Origin of the sequence: Hymenobacter sp. YC55 (assembly GCF_029433095.1) — a bacterium.
Lineage (GTDB): Bacteria > Bacteroidota > Bacteroidia > Cytophagales > Hymenobacteraceae > Hymenobacter.
In genome coordinates, this window is the sequence record NZ_JARNTX010000001.1 from 1,995,799 (window position 1) to 2,020,454 (window position 24,656).

The following is a 24,656-nucleotide window of genomic DNA, read 5'->3' on the forward strand; positions in this document are numbered from 1 at the left end:
CTTATGGATGCTCTTTCAACTTCTTGCCTTGCTGCTGCGCTACTTGCCAATGCAGAACTGGGTGAAAATGCTGGTCAACAAATCGTCGGAAGATATTTCGCCGGTTATCTCGCCTAGGGCAGCTAAGGCGTGGCGTAAGTCGGCGGCGAGCAACTCGGTACCGGTGCCGGCAGTTAGGCCAGCCAACACGGCGTCCAAGGCCTGGGCAGCGGCATCGAGGCTGCGAGCGTGACGCAGATTCGTGACGATGGTGCTGCTGCCGGTGCGGTCGAGGCCTTCGCTGCGCACCTGGGCTAGTAAGAGCTGACGAAGCTCATCGAGGCCGTCGCCGCGACTGGCAGCAATTAGTGCGGTATCGGGACGGGACCGGAAGACGGCCAGTTGTTGGTCGGAAGCTACATCGAGCTTGTTGCCAACAGCCAAGACGGGCGTGGCAGCAGGCAAGTTGAGTGCCTCAATCTCTGCTTGAAGTTCCGCAGGAGTAGTTTCCGTTAAATCAAACAGATATATAACCAATGCGGCCTGCTTAACCCGCTGCAAAGTGCGTTCTACCCCGATAGATTCTACTACGTCGGTGGTGTCGCGGAGGCCGGCCGTATCCACGAAGCGGAAGCGGATGCCGTCGAGGCTTACTTCATCTTCGATCATGTCGCGGGTGGTGCCGGCTACGCTGGAAACAATGGCACGTTCCTCGTTGAGCAGGGCATTGAGGAGGGTGCTTTTGCCGGCGTTGGGCCGCCCGGCAATTACCGTGGTGACGCCGTTCTTGATAACATTGCCGAGCTCAAAGGAGCGCAGCAACCGGCGTACCAGCGTCCGAACTTCTTCGAGTAGGGCTAGCAATCCGCTCCGGTCAGCAAACTCTACATCTTCCTCCCCGAAGTCGAGTTCCAACTCCAGCAAGGCAGCAAACTGTACTAGTCGGGCCCGGAGGTCTTTCAGTTCGCGCGAGAAGCCGCCACGCATTTGCTGCATGGCCACTTGGTGCGACAGTTGAGAATCAGCGGCAATCAGGTCGGCTACGGCTTCGGCCTGGGCTAGGTCGAAGGCGCCGTTGAGGAAAGCACGCTTGGTAAACTCGCCGGCTTCCGCTAGGCGGGCTCCGTGGCGCGTGAATAGCAACAGCAACTGCTGCACGATGTAATCGGAGCCGTGGCAGCTGATTTCCACCACGTCTTCGCGGGTATAGGAGTTCGGAGCCCGGAACAAGGACACTACTACCTCATCGAGGATGCGGCCTTCGTCGCGGATGGTGCCGAAATGGAGCGTATGGCTGGGTTGGTCGAGCAGGCGCTTGCCCGTGAAAACATCAGCCACCAAACGAATGGCATCCCGGCCCGAAAGGCGCACCAGGGCAATGGCGCCCGCGCCAGGAGGCGTGGAAAGGGCAACAATAGTATCGGAAAGTGCGGGGGGAAGAGCAGCCACAGACGGGGTAGTTGTATGGGCCGCAAAGGTACGCAAGGTGGGCGGGTCGGGCAGCGTTGAGATCTATCAGCATGACTTCGAGTGCTGCTTGCTGCACCTATTTCCTTGGTCTTTGTGCGAAAAAGATAGAGTTCAGATTAGTACAAACGAGTGAAAGCTATGCCTGATCAGCTACGAATAAATTACGCCCAACCTCAGGAGAAAGCATTAGAACGGCTGTACTGTTTATCCTGATTTCTAATGAATTATCGAACTCTATTTTATCTAGTACTTCAATATCAGAACCAAGCTTCAAACCTACCTTGTCGAGGTACTGCAGAAAGGCGGGTGAGGTGTTTTTCACGGCCATAAGGCAGCCATGGTCACCGGGGGCAAGGTCGGCGACGAGGCGGTTTTGGGGACGTAGTACGGCACCATCTTCGGTGGGGATAGGGTCACCGTGCGGGTCGAGGCGGGGGAAGCCAAGGAACTCGTCGAGGCGGCGAACAAGCAGCGGCGAGTGGATGTGTTCCATCTGCTCGGCTACGTCGTGTACCTCGTCCCAATTGAAGCCTAGCTTCTGCACCAGAAACACTTCCCATAACCGGTGTTTGCGGATAGTGAGCAAGGCCAACTGCCGGCCCTCGGGTGTAAGCGACACACCGCGGTAGCGCTGATAGTGCAGCAGCCCTTTCTCCCCAAGCCGGCGCAACATATCCGTCACGGAGGCAGCCCGCGTCTGTAGCGCCTCCGCAATACCATTGGTACTAACCTCGGAGCCAGGGGCGGCTTCGGCTAGCTTGTAAATGGCTTTCAGATAGTTTTCCTCGGTGAAGCTCGGCATGTGGTTATTCAACAATCAACTAGCGTCTGATAAGCCCCATGCACCCCATCGTATAGATGAGGTGCACAGGGAATCAACGACAAGCGGCTAATTGTAATTGCAAATATTAGGTGAAAGCTACCATTTGATTAGCGCCGAAGCCCAAGTGAAGCCGGAGCCAAAGGCGGCAAGGCAAACTAAGTCGCCACGTTGGATGCGGCCTTCCTGCAGAGCTTCGCTGAGAGCAATGGGCACGCTGGCGGCGGTGGTGTTGCCGTAGCGCTGGATGTTGCTGAACACCTTATCGTCGGAGAGGCCCATTTTCTGCTGCACAAACTGCGTGATGCGCAGGTTGGCTTGGTGGGGGATCAGCAAATCAATGTCCTGGGGTTGGTAGCCGTTCTGATCCAGAGCCTCTTTGATCACCTGAGGGAAGCGAACTACCGCATGCTTGAACACGTTCTGGCCGTTCATGTAGGGGTACATGTCGAGAGCATTGGCTACGGCGTAATCTACGCGGCCTTCGCGGTTGGAGCCGGGCTCTTTCACAATCAATTCCTCGGCAAACTCGCCCTGGGCGTGCAAATGGGTGCTCAAGATGCCGTGCCCTTCGCGCGTACTTGGCCGCAGCACCGCAGCACCGGCACCGTCGCCGAAAATAACTGATACGCCCCGGCCGCGGGTAGTTTTGTCGAGACCCGACGAGTGGATTTCCGAGCCTACAACCAACACCGTATCATACATACCGGTGCGCACAAACTGGTCGGCCATGCTCAGGGCATATACGAAGCCCGAACATTGGTTGCGGACGTCGAAAGCGGGGATAGGAGCCTGAATGCCTAGTTCGCGTTGCAGCAATACGCCCGAGCCTGGGAAGAAGTAGTCGGGGGAGAGCGTGGCAAACACAATCATCTGCACATCGTCGGGGGTGAGGCCCGCGGCTTCCAGTGCCTTACGGGACGCCGCAGCGCCCATGTTGGCCGTGGTATCCTTGCCTTCCTCGAACCATCGCCGCTCCTGAATACCAGTGCGCTCCTGGATCCACTCCTCGGTCGTTTCCATGAGTTGGGTGAGGTCGGCGTTGGTGACTACACGGCTAGGTACATAGTGGCCGACACCGGCAATTTCGGAATGGCGGAGAGTGGACATAGAAAGGGAAATTTTGGGAGAGTACAGAGAGAAGAGACGAAAAGGGTGCCGAAGGTAATAAAACCGCGCAGCCAAATTCTGTAAACGGGCGGCAAAGGTCGGCAGTTACCCAATTGAATCCACTAGACGCCCTAATTTTATGCCTTCCGAAGCCCAAAAAGCGTCATCTGGAATGCCTATTGGGTAGAAGACGGGCTTGGTGGTAGCGGGCAACTCTGTGACGGCAAGTAAGCTGGTAGCAGCTTCGGGTATCGAATGCAGATCAACCACCAAACCTGCCTCATAGCGCCGGATGTATGCCTCCCATAGTGGGTTAAAAGGAATAAGCATCGGCAGACCATGCGCTAGGTATTCAAACAGCTTGGTGGGCCGGCAACGCTCCGAGCTAGGATGTGGCTGGTACAACAAAAGACCCACGTGGCTCCGCTGGATTTCGGCCACAATGGCGCTGTGCGCTACGGGCGTAGCACCGTGTACGAGTAGCCGAAGCCAGGGCGGATTCGTCTGCTGCAACTGCTGTAAGGTCCGTAATAAATCGGGCTGTTGGCAAAAGCCGATAACTGTCAGCAAGGCACCGCCTGGCCGCTGATGATGCAGTTCTTCGGTTAGCTTCAAGGCTTGGTGGATACCGTTCAGCTCGGAAACGGTGCCTGAGTATAGTAGCCGCAAGGGTTCATGCACAGCAGGTAGAGGCCGCGGCTCGGTGCGGGGTACCTCGCCGGCAGCTGGCTGGTATTTGTTTTCCAGCGTTACGACGCGGGAGGGTGGCAGCGCCTTTAAAAACGGCAATTCCTGCGCATAGCTTTCTTCTGCCAAAATCAGTCCGGCGGCGTGGCGGGCGGCCCAGGCTTCCACCCACCGCAACCCGGCGGCCAGCCAGCGACGCGTGAAGCCACCATAAACACGCTGAGTGGATACGTTGAGGGCATAATTCTCGCGGATGTCGTACAGAAACCGGCGGTAGGGAGCTAGCCGCTGCCATAGTAGCGTAAGGGGTAGCAGCTCCGGGGCGTGCACTACCACAAGGTCGGGGCGAAGGCGCTGCAGTAGTTGCCAATATCGGCGCTGCGCCCCGAGACGGGCCCAGCTCATGCGTGTACCGGTCAGCAGCGTGTGCAGATGTACGTTGGCGGGCGTTGTGGGTACGGAGGAAGCCTGCCGACCAGCTACGTGCACAGTGGTGGCAGGCCGGCGAGCTAAAGTGCAAGCAAATTTGCCGTACATCCGGGTGTCGTCCAGGGGCTTGAGCACCGAAGCCAGCAGAATAATGCGAATCGGCGAACCGGAAGGATGAATTGGAGGCGGCATCTTGCCCGCGAAGATGGTAAGTTTGGGGTTGATTGTCGATTGTGGGCTGCTGATTGTTGAACTGTTGTCAGCTGGTCACGCTCCGCAACCCAACCAATCAGCAGCCAACAACCGAAGCCAAACAACCAACTATTCAACTTTCATGACCGATTTGCAACAAACCATTGAGGCGGCTTGGGCCGACCGCAGCTTGCTTTCACAAACTGCCACCACCGACGCCATTCACCACGTTATCGAAGAGCTGGACAAAGGGCGTCTGCGCGTAGCGCAGCCCGCCAACGACCAGGAAGGCGGCTGGACGGTGAATGACTGGGTGAAGAAGGCGGTTATCCTGTACTTCCCCATTCAGCAGATGGAAACGCTGGAGTTGCCGCCTTTCGAGTACCGCGACAAAATGCGCCTGAAGACCGACTATGCTGGTCAGGGGGTGCGGGTGGTGCCGCCCGCTACGGCCCGCTACGGCGCCTACCTCGCATCGGGCGTGATTCTGATGCCGAGCTACGTGAACATTGGCGCCTGGGTAGGCGAGGGAACCATGGTGGATACCTGGGCTACCGTTGGTTCGTGCGCTCAGATTGGCGCTGGCGTGCACTTGAGCGGGGGCGTAGGTATTGGCGGCGTATTGGAGCCGGTGCAGGCTGCGCCCGTAATTGTAGAAGACGGCGCTTTTGTGGGTTCGCGCAGCATTTTGGTGGAAGGCTGCTTCGTGGGTAAGGAAGCCGTTATTGGCGCTGGCGTGACCATCACGGGCAGCACCCGCATCATCGACGTGACGGGCGCCGAGCCCAAGGAATACCGTGGCCACGTACCGGCCCGCTCGGTGGTGATTCCGGGTTCGTTGCCCAAGCAGTTTCCGGCCGGCGAGTATCACGTGCCTTGCGCTCTCATCATTGGTCAGCGCAAGCCGAGCACCGACCTGAAAACCAGCCTCAACGACGCTTTGCGTGAGCACAACGTAGCCGTTTAACTAGTATCGAGCGGCCAGTAGTATGTACTTACGCAACAAGACAATATCTTGCGTGCTGCTGTCAACCTTACTGGCCGCTCAATACTTGATACTTATCTAATGAACTTTAAAGTCAGTCCCGCTTCCGCCGCGGAAGCCCGGGAAGAAATCCGGACCTACCTGGCAAACGAGCTGGAATCCGCCCCATCCGATATCCAGACCAAAGTAATCTACAACACGGAACTGCCGTGGGTGGATGGGCGCAAGCAAACCTGCTACCTCGTGGAGTGGTCGGTGGCCAACGGTCCCGATGGGGTAGCAATGGCTGGCCCTTATACCTATACGCTGCCCGATGTTTCGTTGGCAGAAGCCAAGCGCCTAGGCACCTTGCACGAGTGGCGCCAGCAGTTGATCAACTTATATGCCGGCGCCGAAATAGTAGCGCATGCTCGCCTCACGCAGCCCCTGGTAGATGTGCCCGACCCAACGCGGACCCGGATGCTGCTCGAGGCGCTGCAAAATCCGGACGCGCCACGTATTGCGGTTCGTTGCTCGGTGCGCGAATTTATTCGCATTGGCACCGATGAGTACTACATCTTCAACGGCGACTGGGTGCACAACCCGCACTTTTCATATTCGCCAACTTTCGGTTTCAAGCCGCGCAAACCCAACCCAACCTTGGAGCTGCCTGCTCAGGAGGATATCCGCATCGTGCCACATAAGTTTCTGACGCCCGTTCCAGCCGTCGGACCCGATGGGGCGTTGCCAGGCGAAGAAGTCGGCTTCATCATGGTCAAAAACGGCCAGGTGGTGGATGCTTCCTGCTCACCGCTGGCCCGCAGCGTGGTTGATAAAGTGGCTATGTTTTATTTCCTAGGCAAGGAAAACGGCCCTTTTGCCATCACACTTAGTTAGTGGTAGCTGCCATGTAGGGCAAGAAAAAGCCCGCTTCAGTTGACTGAAGCGGGCTTTTCAATTAAAAGCAACAGGTATTATACCGTTGCTTTTTTCAGTTTGTCGCCGAACACGGCTTGTACCTTCTGCACTTTGGGGCGAACCACAAATTGGCAATAAGGCTCGTGGCCGTTCTGCTTGTAGTAGTTCTGGTGATAGTTTTCAGCCGGATAGAAGCTTTTCAGCGGCTCAATTTCCGTGACAATCGGCTTGTCGAAAGCTTGGGCATCGTTGAGCTTCTGCTTGTATTCTTCAGCTAGTCGGCGCTGCTCGTCATTGTGGTAATACACGCCAGAGCGGTACTGCGTGCCGGTGTCATTGCCTTGCCGGTTAAGAGTTGTCGGATCGTGGGTTTTCCAGAACACCTCCAGCAACTCGGCATAGCTAATCACCTTGGGGTCATAGGTGATTTGAATTACTTCGGCGTGACCGGTTAGGCCGCTGCATACTTCTCGGTAGGTAGGGCTGGCAATGCGGCCATTGGAGTAGCCCGACACCACCTTTTGTACGCCCTGAAGGTCTTGAAAAACAGCCTCGACGCACCAAAAGCAGCCGGCTCCAAAAGTTGCGAGTTCCATATAGTTGAGATTCTTATTGACTTAGGCTTGTGTTTGCTTAAGCCCTCACCAGACAAACCAGCGTCTAGTTCAGCTTAAAAAGTAGCCTATACGAGTAAAAGAGAATATAGAGCAGAAAAGTTTAATGTTCTGGTTGCTGCGGTCAGCGCAAGGCAGTACGACCAAGCACTTCGACCTTTCACAAAAACTTACCTCTAAATAAGCAAGCCCCTGACGCTCGTATAGTCGTCAAGGGCTCGTTATATTCTAGGCTTAGCGCGAAGAAAAGAAAGATTCTTTACCCCGGACCCCAGGTGTTACCTGCTTACCCAGGTAGCGGCAGGTGCTTATTTCTGAAACCGATCTGCTACTACTAGCTCCTTGGAGCCTGCTGTGTACTTATAGAAGCCTTCACCAGATTTCACTCCCAATCTGCCGGCCATTACCATGTTAACCAGCAGTGGGCAGGGGGCGTATTTCGGGTTGCCAAGGCCTTCGTGCAACACCCGCAGAATAGCCAAGCATACATCCAAGCCAATGAAGTCGGCTAGTTGCAGGGGTCCCATGGGGTGCGCCATACCTAGTTTCATCACCGTGTCAATTTCCTCGACGCCAGCCACGCCCTCAAACAGGCTAATGATGGCTTCATTAATCATCGGCATCAGAATGCGGTTGGCCACGAAGCCAGGGTAGTCGTTTACTTCGGTGGGCGTTTTGCTGAGCTGGCGCGAAAGGTCCATTATCTGCTCCGTCACGGCATCCGAGGTGGCATAGCCCCGAATAACTTCCACCAGCTTCATGACAGGCACCGGGTTCATGAAGTGCATCCCAATCACCTGGGCCGGACGCTTGGTAACGGCCGCTATTTTGGTGATGGAGATTGACGAGGTGTTGGATGCCAAAATAGCCTCCTGCGGTGCGTGCTGATCAAGGTCGCGGAAGATTTGCAGTTTCAGGTCCACATTTTCGGTGGCTGCTTCCACTACCAGTTGCACGTCGCGTACGCCGTCGGCAATGCTGGTGTGGGTTTGGATGCGCTCAAGCGTGGCCGTTTTTTCGGTTTCAGCAAGGGTGCCCTTGGCTACCTGACGGTTCAGGTTTTTGCTGATGGTTTGGAGGGCTTTGTCGAGAGCCGACTGGTTGATGTCGATAAGGGCGACGGAAAATCCGTGCTGAGCAAAGACGTGGGCAATGCCATTGCCCATAGTACCTGAGCCAATAACGGCGACATGCATCATGCTACAAAACGTATGAGAGGGGTGGGAAGAGGTAACGAGCCGGGGCTAAACCGGCAACGACAAAGCTAATCTGAAAACACTGGCTACCACGTGCAAGGTCACGAAAACAGAAGCTAAGAGTAAATGTTTTGGGAAACGCAAGAAAATTTTTTGTCGAGCGAAAGTGCGTCAGGGTTGCGCTAACGCGGTTTTTTGGGAAACAAGCAACAAAAAGACAAGATTTTTTAAACCCGATATATCCTTTTCTCGACCCCCCGCGTACAAATCCGCAGTCCAGCTTGACAACATGCAATTTCTCCTTGCAAAGCCGGAGCCTACCTTTCCACCACTCTCCAATCAATTCCATCCACCATGGGCAATCTATTGTACATCATCGCCGTCGTTCTCATTCTCATCTGGGCATTGGGCTTTTTCGGCGTTTTAGGCGCTGGTATGGCCGGCAACAACCTAATTCACATTCTGCTGGTTATTGCTATCATCGCCATTTTGCTGCGTGTTATTCGCGGCGGCCGGGTAGTATAACTCCCGCAATGAGGTTGATGGCCTCTTGAACCATTGTCTGAAAAACACAAAAAAGCCTCCCGATACGTCGGGAGGCTTTTTTGTGTTTAAGCCAAGTCTATTGGCTATTTGATATCGTACAAGAAGCTGAAGCGAATAACCGGCTGGCCATAAGGTGAGAGAGGATATCCTTGCCCATCGTAGCCATTGTTGAAATTATAAAGCGCTACAATGTCGAAGGCTGCCCGCTGGCTAATCTGGCTGCGGTAGCCAGCTCCAAGCAAAGGCGTATTCATCGTCCGGTTGGTTTTCACTATTCGATATTGCAGAGTACTAGCATCTTCGTAGATATCGTAGCTCTGCGCTTTTGTTACCTCATATTCGGCGTGAATGAAAAACTCCTTGTAAACAATGTATTGCAAGAATCCTTTCAACCCTACACTATTCAAGCTTATGCTACCTGGTAGCCCAACTCTTTGATAGTCCTCAGGAAACGAAATATTGTTGTAAGCATAGCTGATACCAGGGCCTATGGCCAACTTCTCAGTGACTCGATAGCCTATGGCCGGACTCAAGCTAACGCTGAACTGACCGCCGCTATATGGGTTGCTGCTGTAGCCAAGCCCAAAATTGGTGTATAAGAAGTACTTACGCAAGGGTGGCGGTGGCGCAGCTACGCCAGGTCGGTTTGGCAGTTCCAACCCCGATGGGCTGTCGGTAGAAGGGCGGGCCGGAATTGGCTCGTTGGCGGGTGGTGGCACGGGTACCGGCACCTCCTGGCGCGGAGCCGGCGTGGTAGGAGCAGGAGTTGGACGCGGCGCAGCACCAGGAGGCGCCGTGTTCAGCTGGGGTTTTACTGTGGAGGTGCTGTCGGTGCGCTGGGCGAAGGCAGCGGGAGCCGCCAACAGCCCGGTACCAACCAGGAAAATTGCGAATAGGGGACGTTGCAGAGCGTTCATACCTTATGGTAACGCATTAGGAAACTAATTGGTATTTGCGCTGGCGGAGCGCTTTTACGTTTTCATCCGCCAGGTATTCCTCATAGCTCATGCGCCGGTCGATGATGCCATCGGGCGTAAGCTCTATGATGCGGTTGGCCACTGTTTGAATGAATTGTAAGTCGTGCGAAGCAAACAGCAGCGTGCCACCGAAGTCACCTAAGCTGTTATTCAAAGCAGTGATACTTTCCAGGTCCAAATGGTTGGTTGGATCATCCAAAACCAGCACGTTGCCCGACTCCATCATCATCTTGCTAAGCATGCAGCGCACTTTCTCGCCCCCGCTCAACACGTTCGACTTCTTCTGCGACTCTTCACCCGAGAACAGCATCCGGCCCAAGAAGCCCCGGATGAACGACTCGTCTTTTTCCGTCGAGTACTGACGCAGCCAGTCCACTAGGTTCAGGTCGGTGTCGAAGAACTCGGAGTTTTCTTTCGGGAAGTAAGAAGGCGTAATGGTGGTGCCCCACTTGAAGTCGCCGGTATCGGGCCGGATCTGCTGGAACAGAATATCGAAGAGGAGGGAAGCTGCCCGGTCGTCGCGCCCAACAATAGCTACTTTGTCTTTCTTGTCGAGCGAGAACGATACGTTGCTGAACACCACCTGGCCGTCTACCTTCTTGCTCAGGTTTTCTACGGTCAGCAGCTGGTTGCCGGCTTCGCGCTCAGGCTTGAAAGCAATGTAGGGGTACTTGCGCGAGCTAGGCTTGATTTCTTCGAGCGTAAGCTTCTGGAGCAGCTTCTGACGCGAAGTAGCCTGTTTGCTCTTGGAAGCGTTGGCTGAGAAGCGGCGCACAAACTCTTCCAGTTCTTTGCGCTTGTCTTCGGTTTTCTTGTTCACTTCCTGGCGCTGGCGCAAAGCCAACTGGCTGCTCTCGTACCAGAACGAGTAGTTGCCAGGATACATCGTGATTTTCGAGAAGTCGAGGTCGGCCATGTAGTTGCAGACGGCGTCGAGGAAGTGACGGTCGTGGCTCACTACAATTACAGTGTTCTGGAATGAGTCGAGGAAGTTCTCCAGCCAAAGCACGGTTTCGGCATCGAGGCCGTTGGTAGGTTCGTCGAGCAGCAGTACATCGGGGTTGCCAAACAAGGCTTGCGCTAGCAATACGCGTACTTTGTCGGAGCTGCCTAGGTCGCCCATCAGGGTGTAGTGCTTGTCTTCAGCAATGCCAAGACCCGACAACAATTCCGCGGCTTCGTACTCGGCGTTCCAGCCTTCGAGGTCGGCAAACTCACCTTCTAGCTCGGCGGCCCGCTCACCGTCGGCGTCCGAGAAATCAGCCTTGGCGTACAGCGCGTCTTTTTCCTCCATTACCTTCCACAGCCGCTCGTGCCCGCGAATAACGGTTTGCAGTACCGGGTGGGCGTCGTAAGCAAACTGGTCCTGACGCAGCACCGATAGGCGCGCGTTTGGTGGCATCGTTACGGAACCCGTGTTAGGCTCAATCTCGCCGGATAGAATCTTCAGGAAAGTTGATTTGCCAGCCCCGTTGGCCCCAATAAGGCCATACACGTTGCCAGGCATGAATTTGATAGTAACGTCTTCAAACAATACACGCTTGCCATAGCGCAAGCTGACGTTGGAGGTGCTGATCATATCTTAGGTGAAAGGCGGAGAAACGAAGGAAGAAACGAGTAGGACTTCGGCAGTAAAAAAAGTAATCGGGCGCAAAAATACGCAAAATGTAGGCTCGCTAGCTTAGACGCAAGATTGTATAACTAAAGACTTTACGATAATCGTTGGGTTGACGATGCGCGAATAAACTGGAGAGCAGCGGCTGCTTGCCTAGTCCACAGAAGAAGGTTCCAATCAGATGCATCAGCAATACCATCGGTTCTACGTCATGGCGCAGTGCGAAACTGGCTTGGCAGCGTATTCAGCCCGGTTTATTGCAACACGACAAGCAAGCTACATGTTCCAATTTGTTGTGGCGCCCGATATGTTATAGGGTATTATATAGGCAGGCTACAACGATAGGTGCCTTTCATGGGAGTATAGCGAAGGCTCCAATAGGCACTGCCAAAGGCTAGACGATGAATTTCTTAGTGCCCACCGACAAGCATACAAGCGCCACCTATGTGCTCACATGGGTTGATGCAGTTCGATAGTCGGGACTAATACTATGGTATAAAATCGCCTGGAATGAAAAAGGCAGAAGTGTTTAGCTGGGTAAAGCCTAACAAAAAAAACAGCATTTACCCCAACTATAGCTCCCTAAATGCGGTATTAAGAAGCAAGTAACCTTGTAAGTAAATGCCTGATCAAGAACAGGCATGGCTTGTATGGTCTTCTTTGATCTCCCTTCCAACTTCAACCTGAACCCGCTATGAATGACACCCGCATTACCCCCGAAACCAACGGAGTACGCTTCGGCTTACTCACGGCTGGCGCCCTGATTTTGTATACCCTGATTGCCATCTTCGCAGGATTTTTCGATAACCTGGGGGCCGGCGCCCTCAACCTAATAATTCTGGTGATAGGAATTTCCATGGCTATTGCCAATTTCAAACGCGTCAAAGAAGACAGAATGCCTTACCTAGCTGGCTTCGGTACCGGTATTGTTACGGCTATTGTGGCAAGCTTGGGATTGGGCTTTTTCTTTATTATAACAAGCGCCATCAAGCCTGATGTATTGGATCTAAGCCACGCCCGCGACTTGTTTGGCTATGACTTATCGGCGCTTATGGCTTTTCTCGCTATTATTCTGATGGGGAGCCTAGGTGGTGCCATCATCTCACTGGTAGCTATGCAGTACTTCAAAAGCCCTGATCATAAGCCAATAGAAGGAATTGAATAACTATTAGCAAAAGATTTAGAAGGCCTGATTTTCATTTGAAAGTCAGGCCTTTTTTGTGATGAGCCAGATTGTATGATGGTTCTAATAGTTAGTTGGAATATTAAAATAAAATAATTGTTTTATTTGTTGTTGCTGTAACTTTGGTAACATATATTTGTATAAAAGGTAGCAAATATGACTTTGCTTTAACCAAGCTTATCTAGCGGCCTCCTTTTCTACTCATCCCTGTACCTATTGCTTGCTCTTCACCATGAAATCATCACTTATCACCTTATTATTGTTTATAGGTTTGACTGGCGTTGCAAGCGCGCAAAAGCAAGACCGCCATGGGGAACTGCCCGGAAACAATGACCCTTCCATTGTGCGGGTGCGGGAAGTAACCCGCCAGCTGTGCAATAGCCTGCATTTAAACGAAGCACAATACATTCGACTGCGCGCCGTGAATCAAATCAGACTAACGCGCTTAGACGAAATAACCTGGCAGTACAAAGACGACATTGTAGAACAACGGGCGCGTATCAGCGAACTGGAGTCGCAGTACGAAGCCGAGTGCCGCCGCATTCTTACACCTAGCCAAATAAGTGCTTTGCGCACCGAAGAACAGCACGATGATATTCGTAGCACAATTGATGCTAACGAGGGCGGAGTAGGTTAAACAGCTACTCATCATTCCGTTGCAATTAGGATAACTGCTCGCCAGCTAAGTTTTGCTAAATAAAGAGGCACCTCCTGAAAAGGAGGTGCCTCTTTTGCTTTACTGGTTGAACAGGGTGAATATAGACAACACAGTTGCGCGGCGTGCCTGTACGCATGAATGCCGCTAAATGAATAGGGTAGTATAAAATAAATTATATTATTGATCTAAAGCGGTTGCGTGGTCAGTACTTCCGTTACGGTACCAATAGCCCCGAAATGAATGCTTAGCCTATTGACAGCAGAACGCTGGTGGTTGGGTGAACACTGTGGCCCAGGTACAAGGTAATAGTAGTAGGTTTTCTCGGTTTGCTCGGCTAATTCTTCCTCATCGGGGCGGCCTAGAAGCTCCTCAATAGTAGCTGTAGTACTCCCGTAAAGCTGCTCTTTTGCCTTTAAAAATGCCTTGGCCTGTGAGGCTCGTACGTTGCGGCAGCCATAAGGATCTTGGCGCCAGGTAGCACTGTCAAGGCCTGGTAAATTGGGGCGAGAACGGCCGCAGGCAGCAATTAAAAGCAGGCAAACACTCAACAAAGAGAAACGATACAGCAACATAAGGCAGGATGAAGGGAACTGGTTGGCTTTATAAATTGGTTGCTGCCAACATAAGAAGTTGCGCTAAAGTACTATTATTGTAATTCCGACGTTGCTATTTCGTAGCAAATGCCACCTTGTTTGCTCTTGTCCGACAGCTTAGCCGATGACCAAGATAACAACCGCCTTTACCACGCTACTGTTAACTGCGTGCTTTGTTTTTTCATCTGTTGATTCTCATTCCTCTGCTGCCGCTGGCTCGCGGACGGGGGGAGCCCCCAAGCCTACTATCGAGGTACGGCGGGCGCAGTATATGGCTGCTTTCGAGCAATATGTACTAACTAGTTACATGAAGGCGAAGCTGGTAAATTACAAAGTGCCAGTCAACGTTTACCGCGAGGCCCTGATGGGCTACTATAGCCTTAGCCAGCGCGGACAAATTTCGCCGAGCCGCCAAGTGCTAACCATCATTGATTTCGAGCGTCCTAGCCGGCAAAAGCGCCTGTGGGTAATTGATTTAAAGAAACAGACTGTGTTGTTTCATTCGTTGGTTGCCCACGGCAGAAATACGGGTGATGATCTGGCCCGTACTTTTTCGAACCGGGAAGGCTCCGAGATGAGCAGCTTGGGTTTCTACACTACCGGCAGCACCTACCAAGGTAAGCACGGGTTGTCGTTGAAACTGCACGGCCAAGACCCAGGTTATAACACCAACGCCGCAAACCGCGCAGTAGTGGTACACGGTGCCGACTATGTAAGCGAGGAATTTGTGCGCCAGCACGGCCGGCTAGGCCGGAGCCAGGGGTGCCCAGCACTACCAGCGCAGCAAAGCTCGGCCATTATCCGTGCCATACAGGGCGGAACCGTTATTTATGCGCACGGGCCAAGCCAAGTACGATACACGTCGGGGTGGCTACAACTCGATCCGGCCTTACTGGCTTTTGCCCAACGGCAAGGTTTAGCTCGTAGCTAGTATAATCTCACACAAACCAGAAGCCCTGGCTTCGGCACTCGCCTACTACGATAGTAGCTGAGTGCCGAAGCCAGGGCTTCTGGTTTGTAATCTGCTTAAGCTCGGTCGCCGGTGGCTTTTACCAGATTGATGCCAGCAAAGAAGAAAATCAGCCCAACGCCGAAGGGAACGAGTGAGTTGATTTTGCTTAGGCTTATGCCCGCTACATGCAGAAAACCAAGAGCGCCATAGATAATGCCAATAATACCTAGTATGGTAAGCAGAGAACCGAAGGTGCGTTTCTGATTCATAAGAAGGGAATGTTGAATAGATGTGAAACGGGAAAAGGGAGAATAAGCCTGATACGGTATATTCCGGATTTAGGTATATAAATTATAACGTATAACTATAAGAAGAAATGCCAGATGTAGCACAACAGTTTGCTGGTCAGTTTATTAGTTGAGCTCTATGTGCCAATTACTTGTGTTTCGTTACGTCGGTTCTCGGTAACTCTTCTAGAAAAGGCGCGTTACAAGCCCATCTGGCTTTCACTATCTGAAAAGCCAACTCTTGATCCTGCCTTTACCACCTACTGCCATGAGAGGAAACCTCCGCTATATCATTGCCCTGCTGATGGCAGGGTTTACCCTCGTCACGTACTACTGCAAACGCTCAGTGAATGAAGTAACGGGCGAAGTGCAACACGTAGACATGACTGCCGAACAGGAAATAGCCCTCGGCTTGCAAGCAGCCCCCCAAATGGCGCAGCAATACGGCGGTTTGCACCCTAACCGTGAAGCCGCTGCCCGGGTCGAGCAAATCGGTCAGCAGATAGTACGCAGTACCAAAGCCAGCCAAAGCCCTTACAAATTTCAGTTTCACCTACTGGCCGACGAAAATACCATCAATGCCTTTGCCTTGCCAGGCGGCCAGGTGTTCATTACGGCTGGTTTGCTTAAGCATCTTACTACTGAAGGCCAAGTAGCGGGGGTATTGGCCCACGAAATTGGCCACGTGGTAGGGCGCCATTCTGCCGAGCAAATAGCGAAATCAAAGTTGACGCAGGGACTGACGGGAGCCGCCGCTATTGGTATGTACGACCCAGACCGCCCCGGCACCATGGCTGCTTCGGCGGCCGCGGCTATGGTTGGCAAACTGCTCACTTTGCGTTATGGCCGCAACGACGAGCTAGAAGCCGATAGACTGGCCGTTGACTACACCCCGCAAGCTGGCTACGACCCACGCGCTATGATCCAGGTAATGCAGATACTAGAGCAGAATGGTGGCAGCGGACGGCAACCCGAGTTTTTGAGCACGCACCCAAACCCTGGAAACCGTATTGGGCATTTAGAGCAGGAAATTGCTGCTGAATTTCCCCAAGGTATGCCAAGCAACCTAAAGCCGTAGTCTGAAACCATCAGAAGCTACGAAAGCCCCAAAAGAACCCATATAAAGGTATCTTTCAGGCGTTCCACGAATTTCACTTCGATGACTGCCGCCACTGCCACCATGCTTCGCCACCTGTTGTTTGTGCTGAACCCAATCTCCGGCGACATCGACAAGGCTGACCTAGAGCAAACCATAACCACGTATTGCACCGAGCGAGGCCGCACGGCCAATTTCTACCACACAACCGGCACCGACGACCTTGCTAAACTGCAGGACTACCTGAGCAAGCACGCCTATGATGCCGTGTTTGCGGCCGGCGGTGATGGTACCGTTAGTTTAGTAGCAGAAGCCTTGGTAGATAAAGGAACCGCACTGGGTATTTTACCGCTTGGTTCGGGCAACGGGCTGTCCAAAGACTTAGGCATTCCACAAGACCCACAGGAGGCGCTAGATCTTATCTGGCGCCACCAGGTGCGCGTTATCGACACGCTACAGGTTGGAGGCCACTTCTCTGCGCACCTCGCCGACCTTGGGTTTAACGCCGTAGTGGTGGAGCGCTTCGACCAAGGCGACACACGTGGGCCCGGAGCGTACATCCGCATTGCCACCCAAGAGTTTTTGAACTACGAACCGGCTACCTACCACATTGAAACGGATGAGGAAACCTGGGACGGCGCGGCCTTTATGCTGACTATTGCCAATGCCAACACGTTCGGGAGCAACGTAGTTATCAACCCTAACAGTGACATGGACGATGGCAAATTTGAAATTTGCCTTATCGAGCCATTCCCTAACGCTGCCGCTCCCGGCATCCTCTATGATCTTTACACCAGCGGTTTCGATACATCGGTCTATACCCGGCGGTTGTGTTGCCGTCGGGCGAGTATATCGGTGCCAGGAGAAAGGGACATTCTAGTGCAGATTGATGGCGAGCCCAAAGTGCTGCCCAATCCAGTAGAGGTGAAAATAAACCACCATAGCCTGCGGGTGCTAGTGCCAGTACCCAACGAGTAAACTATGCTTGCATTGTTGGCAACAGAAGGCACTGTACACTCTTTGCAAGGCTAGTCCTGCACGGCAACTCAATCAACAACCGGCCACAGCCTTATACGCCAGCTATTGACTCATTGATAAGGCCGGTAGATACTACAGGCGAAGCTACTACCGGGCCGGGCAGCAGCCGTTGACGGAACACTTCCGACGTATTCTCGTCGGTGCTTGGCTCAAGGGTGCGTAGCCACGCCTCGCCGTTTTCGTAGAAGTCGATGCTGAAAAAGCCTTTGTGCTCGTGCACAAACGTGGCGTTTCCACCTTTCTGAACGAAGGCTGTTTTGCTGCCGGCCCCGCTTACCAAGTAGTGCCCGCCATACCGGTGAAAGTATTGCAGGTTATGGTCGTGGCCGGCGGCGTAGATGATGTTGGGAAACTCATGGAGCACCCGCAGCAAGCGCCGCCGCATCTTGCGGTAGCGGGGGTGGGCCATATCTTCGGCAGCGCCTACCACCTTGCGGTACAGTGGCAGCAATGACCCAACCAGCGGCAAGGGCAGATAAGCCCGCTTATAGACCGTAGTCAACGGAAAAACGTGCTGCTTGGCTGTGAACTTGCCGCCGTGCAACGCATTGGAATACAGGGGATGATGCCCAGCCACCAACACGCGCTGGTGTCGATTGGCATTCAAAAGTTGCTGCAACTGGCGAAACGGCTCTTTCGAGTCGGATGCCGGGCGGGCACCGTTCTGCACCCACCATTGGGTGTTGAGCACCACCAGCAGCACATCGTCACTCAGCTGCACCGTAACTGGGCCGGGCACCCCGCCAGGAGGCAAGTAGAGTGCCGATGGCAACTGCTCGGCAATGTAGGCTTCCTGCCTGAGCAGATAAGCGTAGCCATCAGCGCGGCCCTTGTTCCAGTCGTGGTTGCCACTCAAGAATACCACCCGGCCCGGAAAAGTACGCAGTACATCGAGTAGTGTATTTAGGCGCTTCTCGGCGGCGGGCCGGCCAGGGCTGTCAGAGGCGGGCAGGCCAACCGGATACACATTGTCGCCGAGGATGACGACGGTACCGGCGGGGCCAGTTTCCTGCTGCCAATCGGCTAAGAGTTGCAGTATGGGGTCGGTGCCATCGGTGGCCACGGCGCCAGGGTCGCCGAGCAGCGCCACGCGGTGTTGCGGCGCTTTCGTGGCGTCGGGCTGATGTAGCAACCAGTCGTTGCGGACAGGTGCCACGTAGGGCCGGCGACGATACTGCCGTTCCTGCCAGTAGCGCAACAGCAACCACAAAGCCGAAAGCAAAGCCGCTGCTACTATTGCATAAAGAAGGAGAGAGGGGATAACAGCCAACGCAAGGAGATAAACGGTATCTGCCTCTATACGTGAAAACCAGTGGCTTGCGTTTGCTTATTCCAGACGAGTTGCTTGTTGGGCTCTACTATTATTTTGCCTAGCAGTTAATACGCAGGTTCAATTCTTAGAAGTTGGGGGGAGTTAGGTTTTTGAAGTGGCCATTCAGGCGGACTCGCTCTTTCAGGCGCTCGGTTTCCAGCAGCACCGGCAGAATGTGCTCCAGATGCTCCAACACAATTTCTTGCCGTTCGGCCTCGGTCAGCGCTTCTAGTAACTGATATTCCTGCTCGGTGCTCAAACCCAAGTGATGCGCTACGTCATACACCCGGAAATTGGCGGGTAACTCCTGCATTAGCTTGCGCAGGCCAAGCACATCATAGAGTTGCTGTAGCTGCTCGGAAATGCGCCTTTGCAGCAGAATATCCGTGCGGTCGTCGTCGGCAAGGTCTTCCACTAACCCCCCGGCGTACAGCTTGCCCGGAACCTGCCGATAAAACTCTTCCACCCGAAACACACCTACTGCCTTGGTGCGGATATCCATTTCGCCGCTGGCGTAGTTTTTTTCTACGTCTACAAGCTTCATTTCAGTACCTAGCTGGCTTACCGCTTCATTCAGGAAAGGGGGAATGCCGAACGTAATGCCCTCGCTCAAACAGTCGCGCACCAACTGGCGGTAGCGGGGCTCGAAGATGTGCAGGTTCAATTTCTCGCCGGGGAATACAACGAGGTTCAAAGGAAATAAGGCAAGCTGGCGCATACGGGCAATTAAGGCAGTTTGGGTGCTTCGTGTGGCGGCGCTGACGAGGCAAGCGCGAGGTGAGAGTAGCAGCTTGCAGAAAGGTAGAAGACTACTTGTCAACAAGGCAAGCTACCAACAAAAACATCACCGGCACGGCGGTATATAATGACGACTCTATATCAAGTAATGCCACAGAGGCCGGTTTGTTTTGGGAGTTCAGTTACTAGCGGCCAAGTTGCAAGAGCTTACTCTACGGGAATCATGCTAGAGGATTCCCGGACAACTAGTTGCGTGGTTAACACTGATTGGCTGGGCGTAATAGCAACCTTCGCATCTACTTGCGCCAGAAAAAGCAAGGCCGCTTCTCGGCCCATCTCATAGGTAGGATGCATCACCGAAGTCAACGTGGGTTCTACTACGGTGGCGTGAAACTCGTCAGTGAAACCAACCAAACCGATGTCTTGCGGTATGCGAAGGTGTTGGCGCTTAATTTCTTTCATGGCCGCGAAGGCCGTCGTATCATTAACCCCAAAAATAGCATCGGGTGGGGAACTGAGGGCCAGCAGGCGCTGGGTGGCCGCCGTAGCGCTGGCTATGCTTAGGTCGCAGTGGACCAGCAGGTCTGTATCGAAGGGTAGGTTGCATTCTGCCAGGCCTTGCTTGTAGCCTTCTATTCGCTCGCGGGTGATATTAAGCTGGGCCGGGCCCGCAATGTGGGCTATGCGGCGGTAGCCGCTCTCAAAGAAATGGCGCGTAATGCGGCGCGCCGCCTCTTGGTTGTCGACTACCACGGTAGCTACTTCGTCGGGGCGGCACACTCGGTCGAAAAACACGAGGGGTGTTTCCGATTTCAGTACCGTATCGAAGTGCGCGTAGTCTTGGGTTTCCTGGGCCAGACACATGACAATGCCGTCGACACGCAACCGCAATAGGTCTTGCAGACACTCTTTTTCCTTTTCGTAGCTCTCGTAGCTGCACCGAATTACGATGTGGTAGCCGTGCTCGTTGGCCATGCTTTCGATGCCACTGATGATGGAGGAAAAGAAGTAGGTAACCAGATCGGGGACGATAACGCCGATGGTGCTACTCCTGTCTTTCAGCAAGCCAATAGCAAGCGGGTTGGGCGTGTACTGCAGCTCGCGCGCCAGTTCTTGCACTTTCCGCGTGACTTCGGGCCCAATGTCGGGGTGATTCCGCAAGGCTCGGGAAACCGTAGACATCGACACGTTCAAAGTCTGAGCTAGGGTTTTCAATGAAACGTGTCGTTTGCTCATGTAGAAGTTCTTTAGAAAATCAAACATAGCAAGATTTACTGTTCCTGCTTGAACGAGTGTTTGCCCAATTACCAAGGGGCATACCCATCTTAAAAAGCGCGTCAGTGGCTTGGCAGTATGGACTCAGCAAGAGCTTCGAAAACCAACTCTACACCCAAGCCGGGTTGCTCAGCTGTTGGTCGAGAAGCTAGGCAGGAGTGGTGCAAAGCTTTGTGCAAAGCCTTGCGGAAGTATTTACAATCAATCGGTTGTGCGGCTGGTTTAGGCGTCTACTTTTGCTCGGATAGACCACGGGTTTGGTGGCTATGAAATCTAGCTTCTTACACCTTTCATCCCCACGACCACCATGCAGTACCGGAAGTTAGGCAACACAGGAATGGAAGTTTCCTGCTTGAGCTTGGGCGCGTCGTCCTTGGGTGGCGTCTTTCACGACATCGACGAGACGCAGGGCATTGATACCGTGTGTGCAGCCGTTGAGAAGGGCATAAACTTCATCGACGTCTCGCCTTACTACGGCTTCTTGAAAGCCGAAAAGGTGCTCGGTAAGGCCTTGCAGCAGCTACCGCGCGAAAAGTATTACCTATCAACGAAAGTGGGCCGCTACGGTCAGGACGGCGTGAAGAGCTGGGACTACAGCGCCACTCGGGCCATCCGGAGCGTGGAGGAAAGCATGGCGCGGCTGCACGTTGAGTACATCGATTTGATTAATGTGCACGACATCGAGTTCAGCGACTTAAACCAGGTTATCGAGGAAACGTTGCCAGCGCTTACTTCTCTGAAAGCCATGGGCGTGGTAAAGCACGTTGGCATTACGGGGTTGCCGCTAGAGAAATTCCGACAAGTAATCGAGCAAGTGCCGGCGGGCACTGTGGAAACCGTGTTGTCTTTCTGCCACTATTGCCTCAACGACCAAACCTTGCTCGACTACGTGCCTTATTTCGAGGCGCAGGGGGTAGGGGTCATCAACGCTTCGCCGTTGGCCATGGGCATGCTTTCGGAGCGTGGCGCGCCCGACTGGCACCCGGCATCCGAGCAACTCAAGCATTATGCTGGGCTGGCAGCGGCCTTCTGCAAGCAAAATGGTTATCCTATCGAGAAGTTGGCCATTCAGTTTGCGGTTAGCAATCCGCAGATAGCCACTACGCTGGTAAGCACCGCACGCCCCGCCAATATTCTGCAAAACATTAGCTGGGCCGAAGAACCCCTCGACCCGGACATGCTGCAGCAGGTGATGCAGATTCTGGAACCCGTGCAAAGCGAGACCTGGGAGAATTCCTGAGCTCTTGGCGGCTTTGCTAGCACGCCGGCTCTAGCTGCTGTGCTGGCATCGGGGCAATAGCTTTCCAAGCTTAGCCAAAGGGTTAACTTGCTCGCATGGACTACCTGGAAAAACAGCCTTCCGCGCCCCGCAGGCGGTATTACAAAACGCTCCGCCTGCAGGATGATGCTCACCTAATCAGTGAATACAAAAAGCTGCACGCCGGCGGCGGCGTTTGGCCGGAAATCACGCAGGGCATGCGCGAAGTAGACATCCTCGACATGGAAATCTATCTGCTCGGTGACCAGCTTTTCATGATTATGGATACAGTGCCCGACTTCGACCACGACCACGCCATGCAACTCCTCGCTACCAAACCCCGGCAAACCGAATGGGAGGCCACCGTCGCCCGATTCCAACAGACCTCTGCCGGGGCTACCGCCAACGAAAAGTGGCAGCTTATGGAAAGAATCTACAAGCTAGGCGAGTAGGCTTAATTGTCAGGTGCATATGCCATGCGCTGCGGCGTACGGTTTGGGCCGCTTGTGTGGCCTTAGAATAAGATACCAGCGCTTCCTCCTAAACCCCACTCTATGACCGCCCGAAAAAGTACGTTTGCCGTTTTCCTGATTACGTCGCTGTTTTTTTTGTGGGGCTTCGCGCTCAATTTGAATCCTATTCTGATTCCGCACCTCAAGAAAGCTTGCCAACTGACGGATGCGCAGTCTGCTTTCATCGACTCGGCGTCGTACATAGCGTATTTTCTGCTGGCCTTGCCCGCGGGGCAGTTCATGAAGCGCTTCGGCTACAAGGGAGGCATCCTGCTGGGGCTGTCCTTGTTTTCGGTGGGCGCCTTCCTATTTTATCCGGCGGCAGCGGCACGTTCGTACGCCTTTTTCCTGACGGCCCTCTTCATTATTGCCTGCGGTCTGACTTTTCTTGAGACGGCGGCTAACCCGTACATCACGGTGCTCGGCGACCCGGAAGGGGCCACGCAGCGCCTCAATTTCGCACAGTCGTTTAATGGGCTAGCGGCTACGTTGGCACCGTTTCTGGGCGGTATGTTCATTTTGTCGGGCAAGACGCTGACGCAGGCCGAGGAAGCGGGCATGTCGGGGCCCCAACTCGATGCGTACCTCAACAACGAGGCCGCTTCGGTGCAAGTGCCGTTCCTGCTCATTGGCGGTATTGTGCTGCTGGTAGCCGTGCTGCTGTACTTCACCCGCCTACCCGAAATAGTGGAGGAAGAAAGCAGGGAAAGCGAGTCCCGGTCCATTTTCCAGGAAAAGAACCTGCTGCTGGGCGTGCTGGCGCAGTTTTTCTACGTGGGCGCACAAGTATGCGTGAGCAGTTTCTTTATCAGGTTTGCGCAGCAGGTAGCAGGCATTGGCGAGAAGTCGGCGTCGCGGTACTTGGCGGGGGCCTTACTGGGCTTCATGATTGGCCGCTTTATCGGCACCTTCCTGATGAGCTATATTCGTATTCCTGCGTCGCGGCTGTTGGCTATCTATAGCATCGTCAATTTCTTTTTGGTGCTGCTGGCGGTGTTGCTGAAGGGGATGTTTTCGATTTATGCGCTGATGGGAGTGGAGTTCTTTATGTCGATTATGTTCCCAACCATCTTCTCGCTCAGCATCCGCGGCTTAGGCGCCAAAACCAAAGTTGGGTCTTCCTTGGTGATTATGGCCATTGTGGGCGGCGCCATCTTCCCCGTCATCATGGGCCGCGTTTCCGACGCCAGTTCTATTCAAGTGGCCTACGTTGTACCCGCACTGTGCTTCCTGGTGGTGTTTTACTTCGCCCTCAAAAACCTTTGGGTAAAGAGAGTCAAACTGTCTACTGCGCACTGAGTTAGCCTGGTTGAAACCCGTATAGTCTAGATACAAGCAAGCATGAGAATCGATGCGCACCAGCATTTCTGGCAGTACGACCCCGTCCGTGATGCCTGGATTACCAGCGAGATGAGCGCTATTCAGCGCAGTTTTGGCCCCACTGATTTAAAGCCGCTGCTCGACCGCAATAATTTTGCGGGCTGCGTGTTGGTGCAGTCCGACCAATCGGAGACGGAAAATGAGTTTCAGCTAGCCAATGCCGCGCAGTATACCTTCATTAAAGGCATGGTAGGCTGGGTGGATTTGCAAGCCGACAACGTGGGGGAGCGGCTTGCTTACTACAGCCAGTTCGACAAGATGAAGGGTTTTCGCCATGTGTTGCAGGGCGAGGCGAACCGGGCGCTGATGCTGCTGCCCAATTTTCAGCGCGGCATAGCCGCGCTTCAGCAGCACAATTTCACCTACGACCTGCTGATCTTCCCCGACCAGCTCGGTTACGCCCGCGAATTAGTGGCCAACTTCCCCAACCAGCCCTTCGTGCTCGACCACATTGCCAAACCCAACATCAAGGCAAAGCACCTGGGCGATTGGGAAAAAGACCTGCGTGCCCTCGCTGCCCACGAAAACGTGTGGTGCAAAGTGTCAGGCATGGTAACGGAAGCCGATTGGCAAACGTGGCAGCCCCAAGATTTTCAACCCTACCTAGATGTGGTGTTCGAGGTGTTCGGGCCAACCCGGGTGCTATTCGGGTCCGATTGGCCGGTGTGCGAAGTAGCCGGTGGCTACGACGCGGTAGTGGGCTTGGTGCAACAGTACGTGGCAACCCTTTCCGCGCACGAACAAGCCCTTTTCTGGGGCGAAAATGCTGCGGCTTTTTACAAGCTGTAGTGGACGCTGCGGCCAATAAATAACGCTTCAGCGGCCACGTGCAGGCCTGCTTTAACTGAAGCCAAATG

Annotated in this window: 25 protein-coding genes; 12 read left to right on the forward strand and 13 right to left on the reverse strand. The window is 53.9% G+C overall.

The window, feature by feature from the left end:
* Positions 1–39: 39 nt before the first annotated feature.
* From mnmE to P1X16_RS08485, 4 genes are all read right to left on the reverse strand, one after another.
* Complete coding sequence (gene mnmE / locus P1X16_RS08470) at positions 40–1,428, reverse strand: tRNA uridine-5-carboxymethylaminomethyl(34) synthesis GTPase MnmE (protein WP_277227506.1); 1,389 nt, start codon at positions 1,426–1,428, stop codon at positions 40–42.
* Positions 1,429–1,585: 157 nt separating this feature from the next.
* On the reverse strand, positions 1,586–2,251 hold the full coding sequence (locus P1X16_RS08475) for a metal-dependent transcriptional regulator (RefSeq protein WP_277227507.1): 666 nt from the start codon (positions 2,249–2,251) through the stop codon (positions 1,586–1,588).
* Positions 2,252–2,368: 117 nt separating this feature from the next.
* On the reverse strand, positions 2,369–3,379 hold the full coding sequence (locus tag P1X16_RS08480; protein ID WP_277227508.1) for a beta-ketoacyl-ACP synthase III: 1,011 nt from the start codon (positions 3,377–3,379) through the stop codon (positions 2,369–2,371).
* A gap of 105 nt (positions 3,380–3,484) precedes the next feature.
* Positions 3,485–4,687, reverse strand: coding sequence for a glycosyltransferase (locus P1X16_RS08485; protein WP_277227509.1), 1,203 nt, complete (start codon positions 4,685–4,687; stop codon positions 3,485–3,487).
* Between the two features lie 142 nt (positions 4,688–4,829).
* Here P1X16_RS08485 and P1X16_RS08490 point away from each other — a divergent pair, with 142 nt between their 5' ends.
* Both P1X16_RS08490 and P1X16_RS08495 read left to right on the forward strand, forming a co-directional pair.
* Entirely contained in the window at positions 4,830–5,654 is an 825-nt protein-coding gene (locus tag P1X16_RS08490; RefSeq protein WP_277227510.1) for a 2,3,4,5-tetrahydropyridine-2,6-dicarboxylate N-succinyltransferase, read from the forward strand.
* Between the two features lie 99 nt (positions 5,655–5,753).
* Positions 5,754–6,548: a hypothetical protein gene (locus P1X16_RS08495; protein ID WP_277227511.1), complete on the forward strand. Its 795-nt coding sequence runs from the start codon at positions 5,754–5,756 to the stop codon at positions 6,546–6,548.
* Positions 6,549–6,625: 77 nt separating this feature from the next.
* On the opposite strand, the gene msrA is transcribed toward P1X16_RS08495, so the two are convergent.
* Positions 6,626–7,165, reverse strand: a complete 540-nt coding sequence (gene msrA, locus P1X16_RS08500; protein ID WP_277227512.1) for a peptide-methionine (S)-S-oxide reductase MsrA — start codon at positions 7,163–7,165, stop codon at positions 6,626–6,628.
* A gap of 326 nt (positions 7,166–7,491) precedes the next feature.
* Positions 7,492–8,382, reverse strand: a complete 891-nt coding sequence (locus tag P1X16_RS08505; RefSeq protein ID WP_277227513.1) for a 3-hydroxybutyryl-CoA dehydrogenase — start codon at positions 8,380–8,382, stop codon at positions 7,492–7,494.
* Positions 8,383–8,733: 351 nt separating this feature from the next.
* Between P1X16_RS08505 and P1X16_RS08510 the strand changes: the two genes are divergently transcribed.
* Positions 8,734–8,904 (forward strand): lmo0937 family membrane protein, encoded by a 171-nt coding sequence (locus P1X16_RS08510; protein ID WP_022823051.1) that lies wholly within the window; start codon positions 8,734–8,736, stop codon positions 8,902–8,904.
* A 104-nt stretch (positions 8,905–9,008) separates the two neighbouring features.
* Here the strand turns inward: P1X16_RS08510 and P1X16_RS08515 are convergent, their stop codons facing one another.
* Entirely contained in the window at positions 9,009–9,842 is an 834-nt protein-coding gene (locus P1X16_RS08515) for a hypothetical protein (RefSeq protein WP_277227514.1), read from the reverse strand.
* Between the two features lie 16 nt (positions 9,843–9,858).
* Entirely contained in the window at positions 9,859–11,481 is a 1,623-nt protein-coding gene (locus P1X16_RS08520; RefSeq protein ID WP_277227515.1) for an ATP-binding cassette domain-containing protein, read from the reverse strand.
* A 730-nt stretch (positions 11,482–12,211) separates the two neighbouring features.
* Here P1X16_RS08520 and P1X16_RS08525 point away from each other — a divergent pair.
* Positions 12,212–12,682, forward strand: coding sequence for a DUF4199 domain-containing protein (locus P1X16_RS08525; RefSeq protein WP_277227516.1), 471 nt, complete (start codon positions 12,212–12,214; stop codon positions 12,680–12,682).
* 250 nt (positions 12,683–12,932) lie between these two features.
* Positions 12,933–13,337, forward strand: coding sequence for a hypothetical protein (locus tag P1X16_RS08530; RefSeq protein WP_277227517.1), 405 nt, complete (start codon positions 12,933–12,935; stop codon positions 13,335–13,337).
* A 206-nt stretch (positions 13,338–13,543) separates the two neighbouring features.
* Here P1X16_RS08530 and P1X16_RS08535 read toward each other — a convergent pair whose 3' ends face one another.
* Positions 13,544–13,930 (reverse strand): hypothetical protein, encoded by a 387-nt coding sequence (locus P1X16_RS08535; RefSeq protein ID WP_277227518.1) that lies wholly within the window; start codon positions 13,928–13,930, stop codon positions 13,544–13,546.
* 145 nt (positions 13,931–14,075) lie between these two features.
* Here P1X16_RS08535 and P1X16_RS08540 point away from each other — a divergent pair, with 145 nt between their 5' ends.
* On the forward strand, positions 14,076–14,882 hold the full coding sequence (locus P1X16_RS08540; protein ID WP_277227519.1) for a murein L,D-transpeptidase catalytic domain family protein: 807 nt from the start codon (positions 14,076–14,078) through the stop codon (positions 14,880–14,882).
* Positions 14,883–14,977: 95 nt separating this feature from the next.
* On the opposite strand, the gene P1X16_RS08545 is transcribed toward P1X16_RS08540, so the two are convergent.
* A complete protein-coding gene (locus P1X16_RS08545) occupies positions 14,978–15,172 on the reverse strand; it encodes a hypothetical protein (protein ID WP_277227520.1) in 195 nt (64 codons plus the stop codon).
* A 286-nt stretch (positions 15,173–15,458) separates the two neighbouring features.
* Here P1X16_RS08545 and P1X16_RS08550 point away from each other — a divergent pair, with 286 nt between their 5' ends.
* Both P1X16_RS08550 and P1X16_RS08555 read left to right on the forward strand, forming a co-directional pair.
* Entirely contained in the window at positions 15,459–16,268 is an 810-nt protein-coding gene (locus tag P1X16_RS08550) for a M48 family metallopeptidase (protein WP_277227521.1), read from the forward strand.
* A gap of 81 nt (positions 16,269–16,349) precedes the next feature.
* Positions 16,350–17,264: a diacylglycerol kinase family protein gene (locus tag P1X16_RS08555; protein WP_277227522.1), complete on the forward strand. Its 915-nt coding sequence runs from the start codon at positions 16,350–16,352 to the stop codon at positions 17,262–17,264.
* A 91-nt stretch (positions 17,265–17,355) separates the two neighbouring features.
* Here P1X16_RS08555 and P1X16_RS08560 read toward each other — a convergent pair whose 3' ends face one another.
* The 3 genes from P1X16_RS08560 to P1X16_RS08570 all read right to left on the reverse strand — a co-directional run bounded on the left by P1X16_RS08560 (position 17,356) and on the right by P1X16_RS08570 (position 20,637).
* Positions 17,356–18,534, reverse strand: coding sequence for a metallophosphoesterase (locus P1X16_RS08560; RefSeq protein WP_277227523.1), 1,179 nt, complete (start codon positions 18,532–18,534; stop codon positions 17,356–17,358).
* Positions 18,535–18,721: 187 nt separating this feature from the next.
* A complete protein-coding gene (locus P1X16_RS08565; protein WP_277227524.1) occupies positions 18,722–19,354 on the reverse strand; it encodes an LON peptidase substrate-binding domain-containing protein in 633 nt (210 codons plus the stop codon).
* A gap of 227 nt (positions 19,355–19,581) precedes the next feature.
* Positions 19,582–20,637 carry a LacI family DNA-binding transcriptional regulator gene (locus P1X16_RS08570; RefSeq protein ID WP_277227525.1) on the reverse strand — a complete coding sequence of 352 codons (1,056 nt, stop codon included), beginning with the start codon at positions 20,635–20,637 and terminating at the stop codon, positions 19,582–19,584.
* 349 nt (positions 20,638–20,986) lie between these two features.
* Here P1X16_RS08570 and P1X16_RS08575 point away from each other — a divergent pair, with 349 nt between their 5' ends.
* The 4 genes from P1X16_RS08575 to P1X16_RS08590 all read left to right on the forward strand — a co-directional run bounded on the left by P1X16_RS08575 (position 20,987) and on the right by P1X16_RS08590 (position 24,588).
* Positions 20,987–21,889, forward strand: coding sequence for an aldo/keto reductase (locus P1X16_RS08575; protein ID WP_277227526.1), 903 nt, complete (start codon positions 20,987–20,989; stop codon positions 21,887–21,889).
* A 95-nt stretch (positions 21,890–21,984) separates the two neighbouring features.
* Positions 21,985–22,359: an L-rhamnose mutarotase gene (locus tag P1X16_RS08580; protein ID WP_277227527.1), complete on the forward strand. Its 375-nt coding sequence runs from the start codon at positions 21,985–21,987 to the stop codon at positions 22,357–22,359.
* 102 nt (positions 22,360–22,461) lie between these two features.
* Positions 22,462–23,718, forward strand: coding sequence for an L-fucose:H+ symporter permease (gene fucP, locus P1X16_RS08585; protein ID WP_277227528.1), 1,257 nt, complete (start codon positions 22,462–22,464; stop codon positions 23,716–23,718).
* A gap of 42 nt (positions 23,719–23,760) precedes the next feature.
* Positions 23,761–24,588, forward strand: a complete 828-nt coding sequence (locus P1X16_RS08590; protein ID WP_277227529.1) for an amidohydrolase family protein — start codon at positions 23,761–23,763, stop codon at positions 24,586–24,588.
* The last annotated feature ends 68 nt before the right edge of the window (positions 24,589–24,656 follow it).